Genomic DNA, 19,361 nt, shown 5'->3' with positions numbered 1-19,361 from the left:
TAATTATGGCGTCTCATTACGAAGCACCTATTAGAAGACCCTTAGTTACAGGAGAAAAGTCCTACCACGATGTTACAGTGGATGTGGCGAAACCTGTTGAAGGAAAAGCAAATAAGCAATGGTGGATAGTTTTTGGCATTGCATTAGCCGCTTTTCTTTGGGGTATTGGATGTATTATTTATACAATATCTACAGGTATTGGAACTTGGGGTTTAAATAAAACCGTAGGATGGGCTTGGGATATTACTAACTTTGTTTGGTGGGTTGGTATTGGTCACGCAGGAACACTTATTTCTGCGGTACTTTTATTATTCCGTCAAAAATGGAGAATGGCAATTAACCGATCTGCAGAGGCAATGACAATCTTCTCAGTAGTACAAGCCGGTTTATTTCCTATTATTCATATGGGTCGTCCTTGGTTGGCTTATTGGGTATTACCAATTCCAAATCAGTTTGGTTCTTTGTGGGTAAACTTTAACTCACCATTACTTTGGGACGTATTTGCAATTTCTACATATTTATCAGTTTCATTAGTTTTCTGGTGGACTGGTTTATTACCTGATTTTGCAATGCTTAGAGATAGAGCGATTAAACCTTTTCAAAAGAAAATTTATTCTTTATTAAGTTTTGGATGGTCCGGTAGAGCAAAAGACTGGCAACGTTTTGAAGAAGTATCTTTGGTTTTAGCTGGTTTAGCTACACCACTAGTTCTATCTGTACATACTATAGTATCTTTTGACTTTGCAACGTCAGTTATCCCAGGTTGGCACACTACCATCTTTCCACCTTATTTTGTTGCTGGTGCGGTATTTTCAGGTTTTGCGATGGTAAATACGCTTCTTATTATTATGAGAAAAGTTTGTAATCTAGAAGATTATATTACAGTACAGCACATCGAGTTAATGAACATTGTAATTATGATTACGGGTTCTATTGTGGGTGTGGCTTATATTACGGAGTTATTTATTGCTTGGTATTCTGGTGTAGAATATGAACAATATGCGTTCTTAAACAGAGCAACCGGACCATATTGGTGGGCATACTGGGCTATGATGTCTTGTAATGTATTCTCTCCACAGTTTATGTGGTTTAAGAAATTAAGAACAAGTATCATGTTCTCATTCTTTATCTCTATTATTGTAAATATAGGCATGTGGTTTGAGCGTTTTGTAATTATAGTAACTTCATTACATAGAGATTATTTGCCATCTTCATGGACAATGTTCTCACCTACTTTTGTTGATATTGGAATTTTCATAGGCACTATTGGTTTCTTCTTTGTGTTATTCTTATTATACTCAAGAACATTCCCAGTAATAGCTCAAGCAGAGGTTAAAACCATTTTAAAATCTTCTGGAGAAAAATATAAGAATTTAAGAGAATCAGGTAAGAGTTTGGTAGGTACTGGTGCTGATGAAAGAACTTCTGGTAATAACATTAAAGAAACAAAAAACGAAGCGTAGACAATGGAAGCATCTAAAGTAATTCACGCTATTTATAACGATGATGATGTATTAATGTCAGCTGTTAAAAAGGTTAAGGCAGAAAGATATCATATTGAAGAAATATATACACCATTTCCGGTTCATGGTTTAGACAAAGCTATGGGATTAGAGCCAACACGTATTGCCATTACTGCTTTTATGTATGGTTTGGTAGGTTTAACTGTAGCAATTGTTATGATGAATTTTATAATGATTGAAGATTGGCCTCAAAATATTGGTGGTAAACCAAGTTTCAGTTATATTGAAAACATGCCAGCTTTTGTTCCTATTATGTTTGAGTTAACTGTTTTCTTCGCAGCGCATTTAATGGTAATTACATTTTATCTTAGAAGTAGAATGTGGCCATTTAAAAAAGCTGAAAATCCAGACCCTAGAACAACCGATGATCATTTTTTGATGGAAATTGCTGTACATGGCAATGAAAAAGAATTAGAGAGCTTGCTTAAAGAGACCGGAGCAGTTGAAATTAATTTAGTTGATAAAGCCCATTAATATAAATATGAAAAGCTTAATTAAAATATTAGTAATAGCAATAGTTTTAGTTACCGTGTCTTGTAAAAAAGACACAAAACCAAACTATCAATTCATGCCAAATATGTATGAATCAGCAGGTTATGAAACCTATGGTGAAGCTGCCTTTCCAAACGGGTTAGAAGCCCAAACACCAGCTGAGGGTTCCATACCAAGAGGATATATTCCTTTTGATATTGAAAATTCTACGGAAGGTTACGATTTAGCCAAAGCAACTTTACATAGTCCACTAGATTCAACTCAAGTAGATTTAGAAAGAGGTAAAGTGCTTTATGATATATATTGCGGTATATGTCATGGAAACAAAGGTAATGGACAAGGTAAATTAGTTCAACGTGAAAAAATACTTGGAATACCTAGTTATGATGATGCTGGAAGGGCTATTAATGAAGGGAGTATTTATCATACAATATATTATGGTAAAAACGCCATGGGTAGCTATGCTAACCAATTAAATGAAGAAGAGCGTTGGCAAGTAGTATCATTTGTACTAAAATTGAAATCAGATTTAGAAAAGTAAGATTATTATAGATATGTATACATTTTCAAATAAACTAAAAATATTCTCTATCTTCCTAGTAATATTAGGATTATTAGGTGTTGGATATGGTTTTATAGATTCTCATAAAACTTTTGAAGAAGTTGAAACCTTACTTGCAGAAGAATTTCATCATGGAGGAGGACACGGAGTTGATGCTACCCATGTAGAATCATATCATGATGATGCTCATGTTAATCAAGGTTCTCATGGGAAAGAAGCACATTCAGAAGTGGATGATCATAAAAAACATGTTGAGCATGTACAGCATCAGATAGCTAACAGACCTTGGTCTGCACTCTATGTAGCTGCATTTTTCTTTATGATGATTGCTTTGGGTGTTCTAGCTTTTTATGCTATACAAATAGCATCACAGGCTGGTTGGTCTCCCGTACTCTTCAGAGTTATGGAAGGAATAACCTCTTATTTATTACCAGGTGCTTTAATTGTTTTAGCTATTGCTATCGCTTCAGGGACTAGCTGGTTAGGAGGTCACTACAACTTATTTATATGGATGGATCCAGAAGTTGTGGAGCATGATAAACTAATTCAAGGCAAGTCAGGATTCTTAAACATAAGTTGGTTTGCTATACGGGGTATTATTTTCATTTCAGGGTGGAGTTTATACCGTCATTTTTCACGTAAGTTTTCAATAGCTCAAGATACTGCAGAAGATAAAAGTAATTTTAAAAAACTGTTCCGTATTTCTGCTGGGTTTTTAGTATTCTTTATTTATACAGAATCCATGATGTCTTGGGATTGGATTATGAGTGTAGATCCTCACTGGTTTTCAACACTATTTGGTTGGTACGTATTTGCAAGTATGTTTGTAAGCGGAATTACAGTTATTGCATTAATAACTATTTATTTAAAATCTAGAAACTATTTAGAATTTGTAAACGAGAATCATTTACATGATGTAGCTAAATTTATGTTTGCTTTCAGTATTTTCTGGACTTATCTTTGGTTCTCTCAGTTTATGCTTATATGGTACTCAAATATACCAGAAGAGGTTACTTATTTTGTAACCCGTTTCCAAGATTATAAATTACCATTTTTAGGTATGGTTGTTTTAAACTTTGTTTTCCCAATATTAATGTTAATGAATGCAGATTACAAACGTGTACCTTGGTTTGTAGTAATGACTGGTTTAGTTATTTTATTTGGACATTACATAGATATATTCAACATGATTATGCCTTCTACAGTTGGAGAGAGATGGTTTATAGGAATACCTGAAATTAGCTCAGTAATACTTTTTGCAGGTCTATTCATTTTTGTAGTATTTACTGCATTAACAAAAGCACCTTTACTTGTCAAAGGCTACCCTTTTAGAAAAGAAAGTGAAGATTTTCATTATTAATTAAGATATAAAGACGAACGATAACAATGACTGCTTTATTAACAATTATAATTTTAGTATTTATTTCAGTTGCCATTTGGCAAATGGTAAAGATTTTCGATTTAGCTCAGGCTAAAAGCGATAATTCTCAAGTTGCTAGCGATAAAGATAATACGATTAATGGTTATTTGATGATTGGCTTTTTAGCGTTCATTTATATCATTACTATAATCTGTTTTGTAAAATGGGGTGATTTACCTTTAACCTCCAATTCGGCATCAGAACATGGACCTACTATAGATAATTTGATGATTATATCAATGATAATCATATTCATAGTTCAAACAATAACTCAATTTTTACTACATTATTTCGCTTATAAATATAAAGGTGAAAAAGGGAGAAAAGCTTTGTTTTTTGCGGACAATAATAAACTTGAAGCTATTTGGACAATCATTCCAGTCATAGTCTTAGCTGGTTTAATATTATATGGATTAAATACATGGATTAACATTATGGGTGTTGACGAAAGTGACGATCCACTAGTAATTGAATTATATGCTCAACAGTTTAACTGGAAAGCAAGATATGGAGGTGATGATAACACTCTTGGTAAAGCTAATGTGCGTTTAATAGATATTGATCGTGCTAATATTTTAGGTTTAGATGAATCTGATCCAGATGCACAAGATGATATTATTACAACTGAGTTACATTTACCAGTAGGTAGACCTGTATTATTTAAAATGCGGTCTCAAGATGTTTTACATTCTGCATATATGCCTCATTTTAGAGCACAAATGAACTGCGTTCCAGGCATGATAACTCAGTTTGGTTTTACACCTACTGTAACAACTGCTGAAATGAGACAAACTCCTGAAATGACTGAAAAGGTTCAAAACATTAATAACATAAGAGTTGAAAAAAGTAAACCTTTAATAGCTAAAGGAGAAGAAGCATTAGAGCGTTATGAGTTCGATTATTTATTATTATGTAATAAGATTTGTGGTAAATCTCACTACAATATGCAAATGAAAATAATAGTAGAGACTCAAGAAGAATACGATGCTTGGATGAAAGAGCAAAAACAATTCAAAAATTCTTTAATTAACTAATTTAAAAGAAAACGAAATAAGATTATGTCAGCACATGCAGATACTCACGTTCACGAAGACGACCACGGACATCATCATAAGGAAACGTTTATAACTAAATATATATTTAGTCAAGACCATAAAATGATTGCTAAGCAGTATTTAATTACTGCCACAATTATGGGTGTTATAGCAGTAGTCATTTCTATGATGATGCGTATGCAACTCGCATGGCCAGAACAACCTAACGTTATTTTTGAGGCTTTATTAGGTAAATGGGCTCCTGATGGCGTTATGGATGCAGACATATATTTAGCATTAGTTACTATTCATGGTACTTTAATGGTGTTTTTTGTTTTAACTGCTGGTTTAAGTGGTACTTTTAGTAACCTTTTAATTCCATTACAAATAGGTGCACGTGATATGGCATCTGGTTTTTTAAATATGATATCTTACTGGTTATTCTTTTTATCTAGTGTTATCATGATTATTTCCTTATTTGTTGAGGCTGGACCTGCAGCTGCAGGTTGGACTATATACCCACCATTAAGTGCTCTACCAATGGCTCAAGGAGGTTCTGGTATGGGAATGACCTTATGGTTAGTATCTATGGCTATATTTATAGCTTCGTCACTTTTAGGCTCTCTAAATTATATCGTTACAGTAATTAATCTACGAACAAAAGGTATGTCTATGACAAGATTACCTCTAACTATATGGGCATTTTTTGTAACAGCTGTAATTGGAGTAATTTCGTTCCCAGTATTATTATCTGCTGCTTTATTATTGATAATGGATAGAAGTTTTGGCACATCTTTCTTCTTATCAGATATATTTATTCAAGGTGAAGTTTTACATTACCAAGGTGGATCACCTGTTCTATTTGAACATTTATTTTGGTTTCTAGGTCACCCTGAGGTATACATTGTATTATTGCCTGCTTTAGGTATAACTTCAGAAGTTATAGCAACAAATTCAAGGAAACCAATATTTGGTTACCGTGCTATGGTAGCGTCAATTTTAGCTATTGCATTTTTGTCTACTATTGTTTGGGGTCATCACATGTTTATTTCTGGAATGAATCCATTTTTAGGTTCGGTATTTACCTTCACAACACTATTAATTGCTATTCCTTCTGCAGTTAAAGCTTTTAACTACATTACCACATTATGGAAAGGTAATTTACAGATGAATCCTGCGATGTTATTCTCAATAGGTTTAGTATCTACCTTCATCACTGGAGGTTTAACAGGAATTATTTTAGGAGATAGTGCACTAGATATCAATGTACACGATACATATTTTGTTGTAGCTCATTTCCATTTAGTAATGGGCATATCTGCGTTGTACGGTATGTTTGCAGGTATTTATCATTGGTTTCCAAAAATGTTTGGTAAGATGTTAAACAAAAATTTAGGATATGTTCACTTCTGGGTAACTGCTATAAGTGCTTATGGTGTTTTCTTCCCAATGCATTTTATCGGAATGGCTGGTTTACCACGTCGTTATTATACTAATAGTAATTTTCCTTTGTTTGATGATCTAGCAAATGTAAATGTAGTTATCACGATATTTGCTGTTATCGGTGGCGTTTTTCAGTTAGTGTTCCTTTGGAATTTCTTTCATAGTATGTTTTATGGAAAAAAAGCAGAACAAAATCCTTGGAAATCTAATACATTAGAATGGACAACACCTGTTGAACATATTCATGGTAATTGGCCTGGAGATATACCTCATGTTCATAGATGGGCTTATGATTATAGTAAACCTGGACATGATGAAGATTTTGTTCCACAGAGTATTCCTCTTAAAGAAGGAGAAGAAGAACTTCAACATTAGTATTTAATATTATTTAAATTTATATAGTAAAAGCCCACCTTTCAAGGTGGGCTTTAATCGTTTAAAAGCATTTTTATTCGACAAAATACAAAAAAATACAAATTTATCGGCGAAATACAAAAAAATCTGTTAAATTGCGACGATAATTTTATTTCTAGTTTTTTATAATTATCAACATGAATATTTTTTACAAAATAGACGCTATTAACAAATACTAAATTAACCAAATCTATGAAGACTAATTTCATTTTAAGGATAGCAAAAACTTTTGTTGCCTTTGTAATGGTATTTCTGTGGGCATCACTATCATTAAATGCACAATGTCCTACAGTTACCATTTCTACTCCGCCACCCATTTGTGATGCCTCAGGTTATACTTTTGCTGATCTAAGTATTGATTTCGCTATCGACAATGGTAACGGTATTGTATGGTATAATATTGCAAGTGGAGGTAGCCCATTTAACAATACACAGTTAGTACAAGAAGGTATTTATTATATTGATGATAATACTGGCACGTGTGGTTCTAGAGTATCTATCACAGTAGATTTTCAAGTAAATGATAACGGTCAAAATTTTGACCAAATTTATTGTAGTAACGAAAATGCTACAGTACAAACTTATACTGATGATGTATTACAGTCAAGTATTCCTTCTGGAGGATCTGTTGAAGTTTATAATGATTTTGCTTTAACTAATCAAGCTAATCCAACAGACATAATTGCTAACGGTGCAACAAATTACTTTATAGTATTTGTTGATAATGGCGGTTGTAAAAGTCAATTAGAAATTGGCCAGGTAGGTGTTTTTAACGCACCTATAGATCCATCACCCGTAGACCCTCAAGTTTTTTGTTCTGATAATAATCCTACTGTTGGTGATTTAAATCCAGGGACTTCTGCTACTAATTTTAGTTGGTATAATAGTTTAGATGGGTCAGGAAATCCTGTTTTGCCAGCTTTAAATCTAACATCGAATTTAGTCGATGGTAATACTTATTATATACAAATTAATGATGTATTCTGTACAAGTAATCCAGTCGCAGTTACTGTTGTAATAGATGATCCTGTTGATGCTGGAATATCTGCAACATTGGAATACTGTAATGATAGTTTACCAGCACCTTTTAATTTGTTTGATGAGTTAACTGGTAATCCAAATACAAATGGAACTTGGACTGGCCCAATAACAACAACTAATGGAAATCAAGGAACTGTAGATATCTCATCTTTAACAATAGCAGGCACCTATGTTTTTACTTATACTGTATTAAGTAATAATGCTTGTCCTGATGCAACTTCAAATGTATCTATTACAGTTTTTGAAACTTTATCATCAGGAATTCCATCTGTTTTAAATCCTGCATCTTTTTGTCAAGCAAGTTTACCTGTTTCTTTTGATTTATTTTCTTTATTAGAAAATGAAGACCCAAATGGACAATGGACACAGGGATTAACAAGTTCAGATCCAGTAGTTTCATCTCTGATAGATTTGACTATTCTAACGCCAGGAACATATAATTTTACATATACTCAAAACTTATCGCCAAATGCTTGTCCAGAAGAATCTACCACGATTCAGGTTATTGTATTACAAGATCCTAATGCTGGTGTTGCAATAAATCAAATTTTTTGTAAAAATGATTTAGCTGCAAATTCACCTTTTAATTTATTTGATGCTTTAGACGGTTCTCAAGATAATAATAGTGGAACTTGGAAAGATTCAAGTAATATAACAATTTCAAATAGTTTAGATCTTACTACACTAACAGTAACAGGAAGTCCATTTAGTTTTAATTATACGATTGATAATGGGATTTGTTCAGATACTGAAACAATAACTATAACTGTAGAGCCTGCTCCAGAGTCTGGTACACCAGTAGCTAATTTCCCAGAATTTTGTGAGGGAGTTGCCTCATCAAGTTTTGACTTATTTGATTTATTAGAAAATGAAGATCAAACTGGTGTTTGGTATATTGGTTCAGAAAATACAGGAACAGTAACTTCTAATCCAGTCGATTTATCAGTATTAACTCCAGCTACCTATAATTTTACTTATGATGTAGATGCTATAGGAAGTTGTGATGATATTTTAGTAACGGTAAGTGTTATTATTAATGCATTGCCTATAACTGGCACACCAATGTCAGCAACTTTTTGTGAAAATGATTTAGTTGCAAATTCGCCTTTAGATTTATTTAGTCAATTAACAGGTGAAGATGCAGGTGGAACTTGGTCAGACGATAATACATCAGGATCTTTAACAGGAAATGATATTGATTTAACATTATTAACTATCGGATCTTACAATTTCACCTATAGTATCACAGATGTTAATGGATGTTCTAATAGTAGCACAGTTACAATAATAGTTGAAGATGCCCCAGAATCTGGTACAGCTAATGCACCAGCTGAATTTTGTTTAGCAGCAATAACTTCAGCTCAAACATTTGATCTATTCGATTTATTAACTGACGAAGATCAAACAGGAACTTGGAATGATGATGACTCAACAGGAGCTTTATCTGGTAATATTCTTGCTCTAGATGCATTACTAACGGGTACTTATAATTTTACTTTTGATGTTACAGCCATAGGCAGTTGTGATGATGTTAACGTAACGATAAGTATCATAATAAACGATGCACCAGGACCTTCAGCTTTTTCACCACAAGAGTTTTGTGATACAGCAACAGTAGCTGATTTAGTAGCCATTGGAACAAGTATTCAATGGTATGATGTTGTTTCAGGTGGTACGCCATTAGCAAGCACTACTGCTCTTGTTGATGCACAAACATATTATGCAACCCAAACTGATGCAACTACAGGTTGTGAATCTTCTGTTAGAACGGCTGTTTTAGTCACTATACATCAATCACCAAATGCCGGAAACCCTAACACAACACCAATTGTAGTATGTAATGATGATAACAATATTAATTTGTTTTTAGGTTTAGATGGCACACAAGATGCTGGTGGAATCTGGCAAGATACAGATAGTTCAGGTGCTTTAACTGCAAATATTTTTGATGCAACTTTAGTTTCAGCAGGAACGTATCAGTTTACTTATTTAGTAACGGCTTCGGCACCATGTATAGATGATAGTACAATAATAACAGTAATCATTCAAGAACCATTTAATCCTGGTACAGATAACGTTTTAGATGTTTGTACTAATAACGGAACAACTGATTTGTTTACTCTTATAGGGAGTGCCGATACAGGCGGAACTTGGTCTCCAGCTTTAACAAGCGGAACAGGAGTTTTTGACCCTTTAGTAGATTTAGGCGGTACTTATACTTATACACTAACAAATGCTTGTGGAACAGAAACAAGTGAAGTAGTTGTTACAGTAACATTAGCTCCAAATGCAGGGACGGATGCATCATTAGCATTATGTAGAATTGATGCACCAACTGATTTATTTGCATTATTAGGCTCAGATGCTCAAAGTGGCGGTACTTGGTTGCCAACATTAAATAGCGGAACAGGAGTTTTTGATCCATTTTCAGATGCTTCGGGAGTTTATACATATACAGTTACAGCAGTGTCTCCTTGTTCTCCAGATTCAAGTGCTCAAATAACTGTTACGGTAAACGATAGTCCAACAATAATTGTGAATAATGCAAATCCAGAATTTTGTTTAGTTCAAAATCCTACAGTTGCAGATTTAGCAGATAGTATCAGACCAATAGGAACAGTAAATTGGTATGAAGATGCTGCTTTAACACTACCATTAATTGTTACAGATACTTTGGTTGATGGTGAAGATTATTATGCAACTCAAACAAACGGTTCAGGTTGTGAGTCTTCAACTGCTGTTGAAATAAATGTGACTATAAATGATACAGCAAAACCAACGCTTCTAGATTCAACTGCAGAATATTGTATTAATGATGGTCCAACAATAAACGATTTATCATTAAACATCACTGAGTTTGATAGCTTATTAAACAATATAGTTTGGTATGATGCTGCGACAGGAGGTAATAGTTTAACTAGCGGATCAACACTTTTAAATACAACGTATTATGCGTCGATAATAGATCCTGTAACGGGTTGTGAAAGCAGTGTTCGATTACCTGTAACAGCAGATATTACAGCTTGTGGAGATCTACAAATCCCTGATGGTTTCTCGCCAAATGGTGATGGCGTAAATGATACATTTGATGTAGATAACTTAGCAATTTTATATCCAAATTTTGAAATGGAAATATATAATCGTAATGGAAATTTAGTTTATAAAGGAAATGCCAGTTCACAAAGATTTGATGGAACTTCAAATCAATCAAGGGTAATTTCACAAGGTAATTTACCTGTAGGCGTATACTTCTACATTTTCAAATTTAACGATGGAGAGAATAGTCCAAAACAAGGTCGCTTATACTTAGGCAGATAATTTATAAAGCAAAATTTAGAAATGATGAAATGAGCCAAAACAATATCTTGAAAGTTTTTAAAATATTAAAGAGCGAATTACATCTGACAGATTTAATAAAATATATAATAACAGATGAAACATTTAAATATATATCATAAAATAGCTGCTTTGTTAAGTTTGACGCTTTTGTCATTACAAAGTATCGCACAACAAGATCCTCAATTTACACAATATATGTACAACATGAGTGTAATTAATCCTGCTTATGCTACCGCAGAAGAAGGGATATTAAACTTAGGAGGCCTTTTTAGAACACAATGGGTTGGTATTGAAGGTGCACCAACAACAGGAACCTTTTTTGCTCATACACCAGTAAATGATAAAATTGAGATGGGAATCTCTTTTACCAACGATAATATTGGTGACATAATTAACGAAAATAATATTTACGCAGATTTTGCTTACGTATTACCAGTTGGGATAAAAAGTAAAATTTCTTTTGGAGTAAAAGCCGGGGTCACTCTTTTTGATACCAATTTTGATGGATTTATCCTTCAATCAGGTGGTGTAAACACAGATTTTGCTTTTGATGAAAACATAAGTAGAGCTTTTCCTAATTTGGGTATTGGAGCTTTCTTTTTCTCTAATAATTATTATTTAGGATTATCGGCACCAAACATGTTATCAACAAAACATCTCGAAAATCAAAACGGTATAAGGGCTACAGGTGTTGAAAATATACACTATTTCTTTACAGGTGGATATGTTTTTGATATTAATCAAGACTTAAAACTAAAACCAGCGTTTATGGCTAGATCTGTAAAAGGAGCACCATTAGCTCTAGATTTTACTGCTAACCTTTTAATAAATGAGAAACTAGAGGCTGGTTTAGGCTACCGTGTTGGTGATGCTATGAGTGCTTTGGTCAATTTTAGAATTACACCAGAACTTAGAGTAGGTTATGCCTACGATTATACAACTACTAACTTAGGAGATTTTAATTCAGGGTCACACGAAATATTCATTTTGTTTGATGTTGATTTATTCGGATTTAGAGGCGGTTACGATCGTTCGCCAAGATTCTTCTAAAATTTAATAATAGGAAAAAATGAAAAAAAATACACACATACTTGCAGGCCTTTTATTAGTTAGTGGAATAGCATTAGCACAAAAAGGAAATATTAAAAGAGCTAACAAGCTTTTTGAGATGAGAGCATATACAGAAGCTGCCGAAACTTATGAAACGAACAAAAATCGCACTCAAGAAGTACTTCAAAATTTAGCTGATAGTTATTATTACAACACAAATCTTCAAAAGGCTATAAAAACCTATAGAGAGTTGTTTGTGGAATACGGAGATTCTATAGATATTGGATATCATTTCCGTTATGGACAGGCATTAAAGGGCGTCAAAGACTATAAAGAAGCTGATAAACAATTAAGTAGATATTATAACAAACCATTAAATACCTTAGCTTTTATTGAAGCAACAGATAAAACAACACCGCACACTTTTAAATTAGAGCAAATTGTAAATGAAGGTTCTAGTAGCGATTTTGGATTGTCTTTTTATGGCGATGGTAAAGTAGCATTTGCTTCTGCAAGAAACACTGAAAATCCAGCTTATTCTTGGAATAATTTACCATATTTAGATTTGTATAGTGCTACATTAACTGATGAGAATACCTTAAAAGATGTTGAGCCATTTTCTGACGCAATCAATACAGAATCGCACGAAAGTAATGCTGTATTTACAAAAGATGGTAAAACCATGTATTTTAATAGAACCAATACAATGCGTAAAAAAACAGATGAAGATCGTATTGCTCACATTAAAATTTATAAAGCAGAATTGGTAGATGATATATGGACAAATGTAACAGCTTTACCATTTACATCAAATAGTTATAGCACAGAACATCCATCTTTGAGTAAAGATGAAAAAACACTTTATTTTGCTAGCGATATGCCAGGAACTTTAGGAAGTTTCGATATTTATAAAGTCTCGATAAATGATGATGGAACTTACGGAGAGCCAGAAAATTTAGGTAATACTATTAACACCAAACATAGAGAACAATTCCCTTTTATTAGCGAGTTTAATGTGCTATATTTTTCATCAATTGGGCATGAAGGTTTTGGAGGTTTGGATGTATTTAGAAGCAATTTGGTAAACGGTAGTTTTGATAAACCAGTTAATTTAGGAAGCTCAGTAAATAGTAATTTAGATGATTTTGCTTATGTAGTTAGCGAGAAAAACAACCAAGGTTATGTATCATCAAACCGAACAGGTTTTGATAGAATATTTGGTTTTGGAAGAGAAGAAAATCCGTTAACTAAATATCAAGTAGAAGGGGTAGTTTTAGATTTAAATAGTAAAGCATTATTAGCAGGATCATTAGTTACACTGTTTGATGAATCAGATAATGTAATACAAGACACCATTGTAGGCGATGATGCTTATTATATTTTTAAAATTGAACCTAATAAAAAATACAAAGTTCGGGGTACTCGTAAAGCATATATCCCTCAAGATGTTGAATTTTCAACAGATAATAAAGGAAAAGTGCAACATAACATCTATTTAAGTTTAGAGTCTTTTGCTGATGCTGAAGAGCGTGTTAAAGAAAATGAAAAAGGTGATGTTCAAGTGGAGTTAGATGAGATTTATTTTGATTTTGATAAGTCTGATATCCGTGAAGATGCTGCTGTCACTTTAAATGTTTTAGTAGATTTAATGAAGAAATATCAATCAATGGAAGTTGAAGTTTCTGCGCATACAGATGCTCGTGGTCCGGATCAATATAACTTAGATTTATCTAAACGAAGAGCCGCTTCAACACTAGAATATTTAGTGAGTCAAGGTATAGAAAGAAACCGATTAAAAAGTATTGGTTATGGAGAAATGCAACCACTTAATGAGTGTATAAAAGAAGGTATTTGTGCAGATGAGGAATATGATGTAAACCGTCGTTGTGAATTTAAAATACTTAATTAACCAAAACCTAATATTATCAACTAAAATTATTTGAGAAAGCCTTTCCGTTTAGGAAAGGCTTTTTGTTTATATTTGCTTATACTGAATTTGTCTCGGTATTTTGTTTTTTCTGAGAAGTCAGGAAATCACTTTTTCTTTTAAATTTTGTATTGAAACGAAATATCACCCTAAGCAAAGTCGAGGGGGTTTGTATTATGAACGAAAACCTAAATCCAACCGACGAAAATTTTTCACCAGAAGAATTAGATGTAGAAAAAAAGTTAAGGCCTTTAACATTTGATGATTTTACGGGTCAGGATCAAGTGTTGGAAAATCTTCAAATTTTTGTTCAAGCAGCCAATTTAAGAAATGAAGCTTTAGATCATACCTTGTTTCACGGACCTCCAGGTCTAGGAAAAACAACATTAGCTAATATTTTAGCCAATGAGTTAAATGTAGGTATTAAAGTAACATCAGGGCCAGTTTTAGATAAACCAGGAGATTTAGCAGGTTTACTTACTAATTTAGAAGAGCGTGATGTTTTATTTATAGATGAGATTCATCGGCTTAGTCCTATCGTAGAAGAGTATTTATATTCAGCCATGGAAGATTATAAAATAGATATTATGATTGAAACTGGGCCAAATGCAAGAACGGTTCAAATCAATCTAAATCCATTCACATTAGTAGGAGCAACAACAAGATCTGGTTTGTTAACAGCTCCAATGCGTGCAAGATTTGGTATACAAAGCAGATTGCAATATTATAAAACTGATTTATTAACGACTATTGTTCAAAGAAGTTCAAATATATTAGATGTTCCAATTTCTATGGAAGCTGCTATTGAAATAGCAGGAAGAAGTCGTGGTACGCCAAGAATTGCAAACGCGCTTTTGCGACGTGTACGGGATTTTGCTCAAATAAAGGGTAATGGTTCAATTGATATTAAAATTGCAAAATATGCGCTTGAGGCTTTAAATGTTGATGCTCACGGATTGGATGAAATGGATAACAAAATTTTATCTACCATTATTGATAAATTTAAAGGTGGTCCTGTAGGGATTACCACCATTGCAACAGCCGTTAGTGAAAGTTCTGAAACAATTGAAGAAGTTTACGAGCCTTTTTTAATACAACAAGGGTTTATTATGAGAACTCCACGCGGACGTGAAGTAACAGAATTGGCATATAAACATTTAGGTAAAATAAAAGGTCCAATACAAGGAGGATTATTTTGATACACAATAAAGTTAAATATACAAATCTTATAAAAACCGAAGCCAAACGCCTCGGTTTTTTATCTTGTGGTATTAGTAAAGCTGGGTTTTTAGAAGAAGAAGCACCGCGTTTAGAAAATTGGTTGAACAAAAATATGCATGGAGAAATGCGTTACATGGAAAACCACTTTGATAAACGTTTAAATCCTACAAAATTAGTTGAAGATTCAAAAAGTGTTATTTCACTATTACTAAATTATTTTCCAGAGGATAAACAAAACGAAAACAGTTTTAAAATTTCTAAATATGCTTATGGAACGGATTATCATTCTGTAATTAAAGATAAATTAAAGGAACTTTTAAACTTTATTCAAGAAGAAATTGGTGATGTAAACGGACGAGCCTTTGTTGATTCTGCACCAGTTTTAGACAAAGCTTGGGCAGCAAAATCTGGTTTAGGGTGGATTGGTAAACACAGTAATTTATTAACCCAGCAAGTAGGATCATTTTATTTTATTGCTGAATTGATAATAGATTTAGATTTAGAATACGATTCTGCAACTACAGATCATTGCGGAACATGTACGGCGTGTATAGATGCTTGTCCAACTAAAGCAATCACAGAACCTTATGTAGTTGATGGTAGTAAATGTATTTCCTATTTTACTATTGAGTTAAAAGAAAATATTCCGACAGAATTTAAAGGTAAAATGGATGATTGGATTTTTGGGTGTGATGTTTGTCAAGATGTTTGTCCTTGGAATCGATTTTCAAAATCGCACAGAGAACCACTATTTAATGCGCATTCAGAATTACTATCCATGACTAAAAAAGATTGGGAAGAAATTACTGAAGATGTGTTTAAAAAAGTATTTAAAAAATCAGCAGTAAAACGCACCAAATTTTCAGGATTAAAAAGAAATATTAATTTTTTAAAAGATTAGAGTTATCCAATTACAGTATTATTATATTTGTTGGATTAGTTAACCATTTACTTTTATGAGCGAAGAAAGCAAACGCAGAGAAGCCCTTATATATCATGCAAAACCAACTCCAGGAAAAATACAAGTAGTACCAACTAAAAAATATGCGACTCAAAGAGATTTGTCTTTAGCATATTCTCCCGGTGTTGCAGAACCTTGTTTAGAGATTGAAAAAGATAAAAATAATGCATACAAATATACTGCAAAAGGAAATTTGGTAGCTGTTATTTCAAACGGAACTGCTGTTTTAGGTCTTGGAAATATAGGTCCTGAAGCCTCGAAACCCGTTATGGAAGGTAAAGGATTGCTTTTTAAAATTTTCGCAGATATTGATGTTTTTGATATTGAAGTGGATACCGAAAATATAGAAGAGTTTATTGCAACTGTAAAAAATATTGCACCCACTTTTGGAGGTATAAATCTGGAAGATATTAAAGCACCAGAAGCTTTTGAAATTGAAAGAAGGCTGAAAGAAGAACTTGATATTCCTGTAATGCATGATGACCAACATGGTACGGCTATCATATCGGCTGCAGCTTTATTAAATGCAGTAGAACTTGCAAATAAAAAACTTGAACACGTAAAGATTGTTATAAGTGGTGCAGGTGCAGCAGCCATTTCTTGTTCACGTTTATACCAAGCATGTGGTGCAAAACGAGAAAATATGGTGATGTTGGATAGTAAGGGTGTGATTAGAAATGATAGAGATAATCTGACTTCTGAAAAAGCCGAATTTGCAACTCACAGAAAAATAGATACTCTAGATGAGGCTATGGTTGATGCGGATGTTTTTATAGGCCTATCAATGGCAAACATTGTGTCGCCAGAAATGTTGTTAACTATGGCGCATAATCCTATTGTTTTTGCAATGGCAAATCCTGATCCTGAAATAAAGTATGATATAGCAGTTGCTACCAGAAAGGACATTATTATGGCAACAGGAAGAAGTGATCATCCTAATCAAGTTAATAACGTTTTAGGTTTTCCTTTTATATTTAGAGGAGCTTTAGACGTCCGTGCTACAAAAATTAACGAAGCGATGAAAATGGCAGCTGTTGAAGCCTTAGCAAGATTAGCAAAAGAGCCTGTTCCGGAACAAGTAAATATAGCCTATGGAGAAACTAAGCTAACATTTGGTAGAGAATATATAATTCCGAAACCTTTCGATCCGCGTTTGATAGCTGAAGTGCCTCCAGCAGTTGCAAAAGCGGCTATGGAAAGTGGTGTTGCAAAAGAGCCAATTACTGATTGGGAGGAGTATAAAGATAAATTGCGCGAACGTTTAGGCTCTGATAATAAACTTGTAAGATTACTTCTTAACAGAGCAAAGTTAAATCCTAAACGAGTTGTGTTTGCAGAAGCAGATCAAATTTCGGTAGTTAAAGCAGCTCAAATTGTATATGAAGAAGGTGTGGCTATTCCTATTTTATTGGGAAGAACAGAAACAATTAAAAGTTTAATGACGGAAATTGAATTTGATGCAGATGATATTTTAATAATAGATCCAAAAACGGAGGAAGAAAACGAGCGTAAAAATAAATATGCTAAAGTATATTGGGAACAACGTAAACGCAGAGGCGTAACTTTGTATGCAGCGCAACGTTTAATGCGCGAGCGAAATTATTTTGCAGCAATGATGGTTAACGAAGGGGATGCTGATGCTTTAATTTCTGGATATTCTCGTAACTATCCTTCTGTTGTAAAACCTATGTTAGAGTTAATTGGTATGGCAAAAGGGACTTATAGAGTTGCAACTACTAATGTTATGATGACTAAACGAGGACCTCTATTTTTAAGTGATACCTCAATCAATATTGACCCTAGCGCGAGAGAACTTACTAAAATAGCACAAATGACTTCGCAAGTAGTTAAAATGTTTGGTATGAATCCTGTAATGGCTATGATTTCTTATTCAAATTTTGGGTCTTCATCAAATGAAAGAGCCTCAAAAGTTAGAGAGGCTGTAGCGCATTTACATCGTTATTATCCAGATATGATTGTTGATGGTGAACTACAAACTGATTTTGCTTTGAATGCAGAAATGCTTAAAGAAAAATTTCCTTTTTCTAAATTAGTAGACAAAAAAGTTAATACACTTATTTTTCCAAATTTAGATTCTGCAAACATTACATATAAATTATTGAAAGAATTAAATGAAGCAGAATCTATTGGGCCTATAATGATGGGTATGCGTAAGCCTGTTCATATACTTCAGTTAGGTGCTAGCGTTGATGAAATAGTAAATATGACAGCAATTGCCGTTATTGATGCTCAGCAAAAAGAAAAACAAGAATTAGAAAAGGTGAAATAGAAATCATTTTATTGAAAAATAAATTTATTACATTTGGTCGTTTAACGAATTGCAATAAATGATAACACATATTCAAGGAAAACTAGTTGAGAAAAATCCAACAGATGTAGTTATAGATTGTAATGGGGTTGGTTATATGCTTAATATTTCACTACATACCTATTCTAAAATTCCAGATGGCGAGTATTTAAAATTGTTTACTCATCTACAAGTAAAAGAAGATTCTCATACTTTATATGGTTTTTCATCTTTATTAGAGCGCGAAATTTTCAGACTTTTAATATCTGTAAGTGGCATAGGTGCTAGTATTGCACGTACCATGCTATCATCATTAAATCCAAAACAAGTAATAGATGGTATAGCCAGTAGTGATATTGCGCTAATTCAATCTATTAAAGGGATTGGAGCTAAAACAGCACAACGAGTTATTATAGATTTAAAAGATAAAGTTCTTAAGATTTATGATATTGATGAAGTTTCTATATCAAAAGGCAATACCAGTAAAGATGAAGCGTTATCTGCTTTAGAAGTGCTAGGTTTTGTAAGAAAACAAGCTGAACGTGTTGTGGAAAAAATTATAATAGCACAACCAGACGCCAATGTAGAAACTATTATAAAGCAAGCCCTAAAAAATTTATAATATA

The 19,361-nt window shown here is 33.2% G+C and carries 12 protein-coding genes and 1 pseudogene; all 13 read left to right on the top strand.

The genetic code is table 11. The annotated features are described in order from the left end of the window. Positions 1-5 precede the first annotated feature (5 nt). A pseudogene (gene nrfD / locus AC1XJX_RS03120) lies at positions 6-1,445 on the top strand (NrfD/PsrC family molybdoenzyme membrane anchor subunit); the annotation flags it as partial. A gap of 21 nt (positions 1,446-1,466) precedes the next feature. Continuing rightward, entirely contained in the window at positions 1,467-1,997 is a 531-nt protein-coding gene (locus tag AC1XJX_RS03115; protein WP_482002502.1) for a DUF3341 domain-containing protein, read from the top strand. 7 nt (positions 1,998-2,004) lie between these two features. Beyond that, complete coding sequence (locus AC1XJX_RS03110) at positions 2,005-2,556, top strand: c-type cytochrome (protein ID WP_482002501.1); 552 nt, start codon at positions 2,005-2,007, stop codon at positions 2,554-2,556. 13 nt (positions 2,557-2,569) lie between these two features. After that, positions 2,570-3,937 (top strand): quinol:cytochrome C oxidoreductase, encoded by a 1,368-nt coding sequence (locus tag AC1XJX_RS03105; protein ID WP_482002500.1) that lies wholly within the window; start codon positions 2,570-2,572, stop codon positions 3,935-3,937. Between the two features lie 26 nt (positions 3,938-3,963). Then, the gene (locus AC1XJX_RS03100) at positions 3,964-5,031 is read left to right on the top strand and encodes a cytochrome c oxidase subunit II (RefSeq protein ID WP_482002499.1); all 1,068 of its coding nucleotides are present in this window, start codon (positions 3,964-3,966) and stop codon (positions 5,029-5,031) included. Between the two features lie 24 nt (positions 5,032-5,055). Then, on the top strand, positions 5,056-6,849 hold the full coding sequence (locus tag AC1XJX_RS03095; RefSeq protein WP_482002498.1) for a cytochrome c oxidase subunit I: 1,794 nt from the start codon (positions 5,056-5,058) through the stop codon (positions 6,847-6,849). A 231-nt stretch (positions 6,850-7,080) separates the two neighbouring features. After that, positions 7,081-11,247 carry an Ig-like domain-containing protein gene (locus tag AC1XJX_RS03090; protein ID WP_482002497.1) on the top strand — a complete coding sequence of 1,389 codons (4,167 nt, stop codon included), beginning with the start codon at positions 7,081-7,083 and terminating at the stop codon, positions 11,245-11,247. A gap of 114 nt (positions 11,248-11,361) precedes the next feature. Continuing rightward, positions 11,362-12,318 carry a PorP/SprF family type IX secretion system membrane protein gene (locus AC1XJX_RS03085; RefSeq protein WP_482002496.1) on the top strand — a complete coding sequence of 319 codons (957 nt, stop codon included), beginning with the start codon at positions 11,362-11,364 and terminating at the stop codon, positions 12,316-12,318. A 19-nt stretch (positions 12,319-12,337) separates the two neighbouring features. Then, on the top strand, positions 12,338-14,227 hold the full coding sequence (locus AC1XJX_RS03080) for an OmpA family protein (protein WP_482002495.1): 1,890 nt from the start codon (positions 12,338-12,340) through the stop codon (positions 14,225-14,227). A 194-nt stretch (positions 14,228-14,421) separates the two neighbouring features. Further along, positions 14,422-15,444, top strand: coding sequence for a Holliday junction branch migration DNA helicase RuvB (ruvB, locus tag AC1XJX_RS03075; RefSeq protein WP_482002494.1), 1,023 nt, complete (start codon positions 14,422-14,424; stop codon positions 15,442-15,444). Then, positions 15,441-16,367 carry a tRNA epoxyqueuosine(34) reductase QueG gene (queG, locus tag AC1XJX_RS03070; RefSeq protein ID WP_482002493.1) on the top strand — a complete coding sequence of 309 codons (927 nt, stop codon included), beginning with the start codon at positions 15,441-15,443 and terminating at the stop codon, positions 16,365-16,367. The genes ruvB and queG overlap by 4 nt, the downstream gene beginning before the upstream one ends. Positions 16,368-16,422: 55 nt before the next feature. Then, a complete protein-coding gene (locus AC1XJX_RS03065; protein ID WP_482002492.1) occupies positions 16,423-18,717 on the top strand; it encodes an NADP-dependent malic enzyme in 2,295 nt (764 codons plus the stop codon). A gap of 58 nt (positions 18,718-18,775) precedes the next feature. Next, positions 18,776-19,357 (top strand): Holliday junction branch migration protein RuvA, encoded by a 582-nt coding sequence (gene ruvA, locus AC1XJX_RS03060; protein ID WP_482002491.1) that lies wholly within the window; start codon positions 18,776-18,778, stop codon positions 19,355-19,357. Positions 19,358-19,361: the final 4 nt, after the last annotated feature.

The organism is Flaviramulus sp. (genome assembly GCF_982512915.1).
Note: the sequence above shows the minus strand (reverse complement) of the source record. Positions and strands in the feature narration are given on the sequence as shown.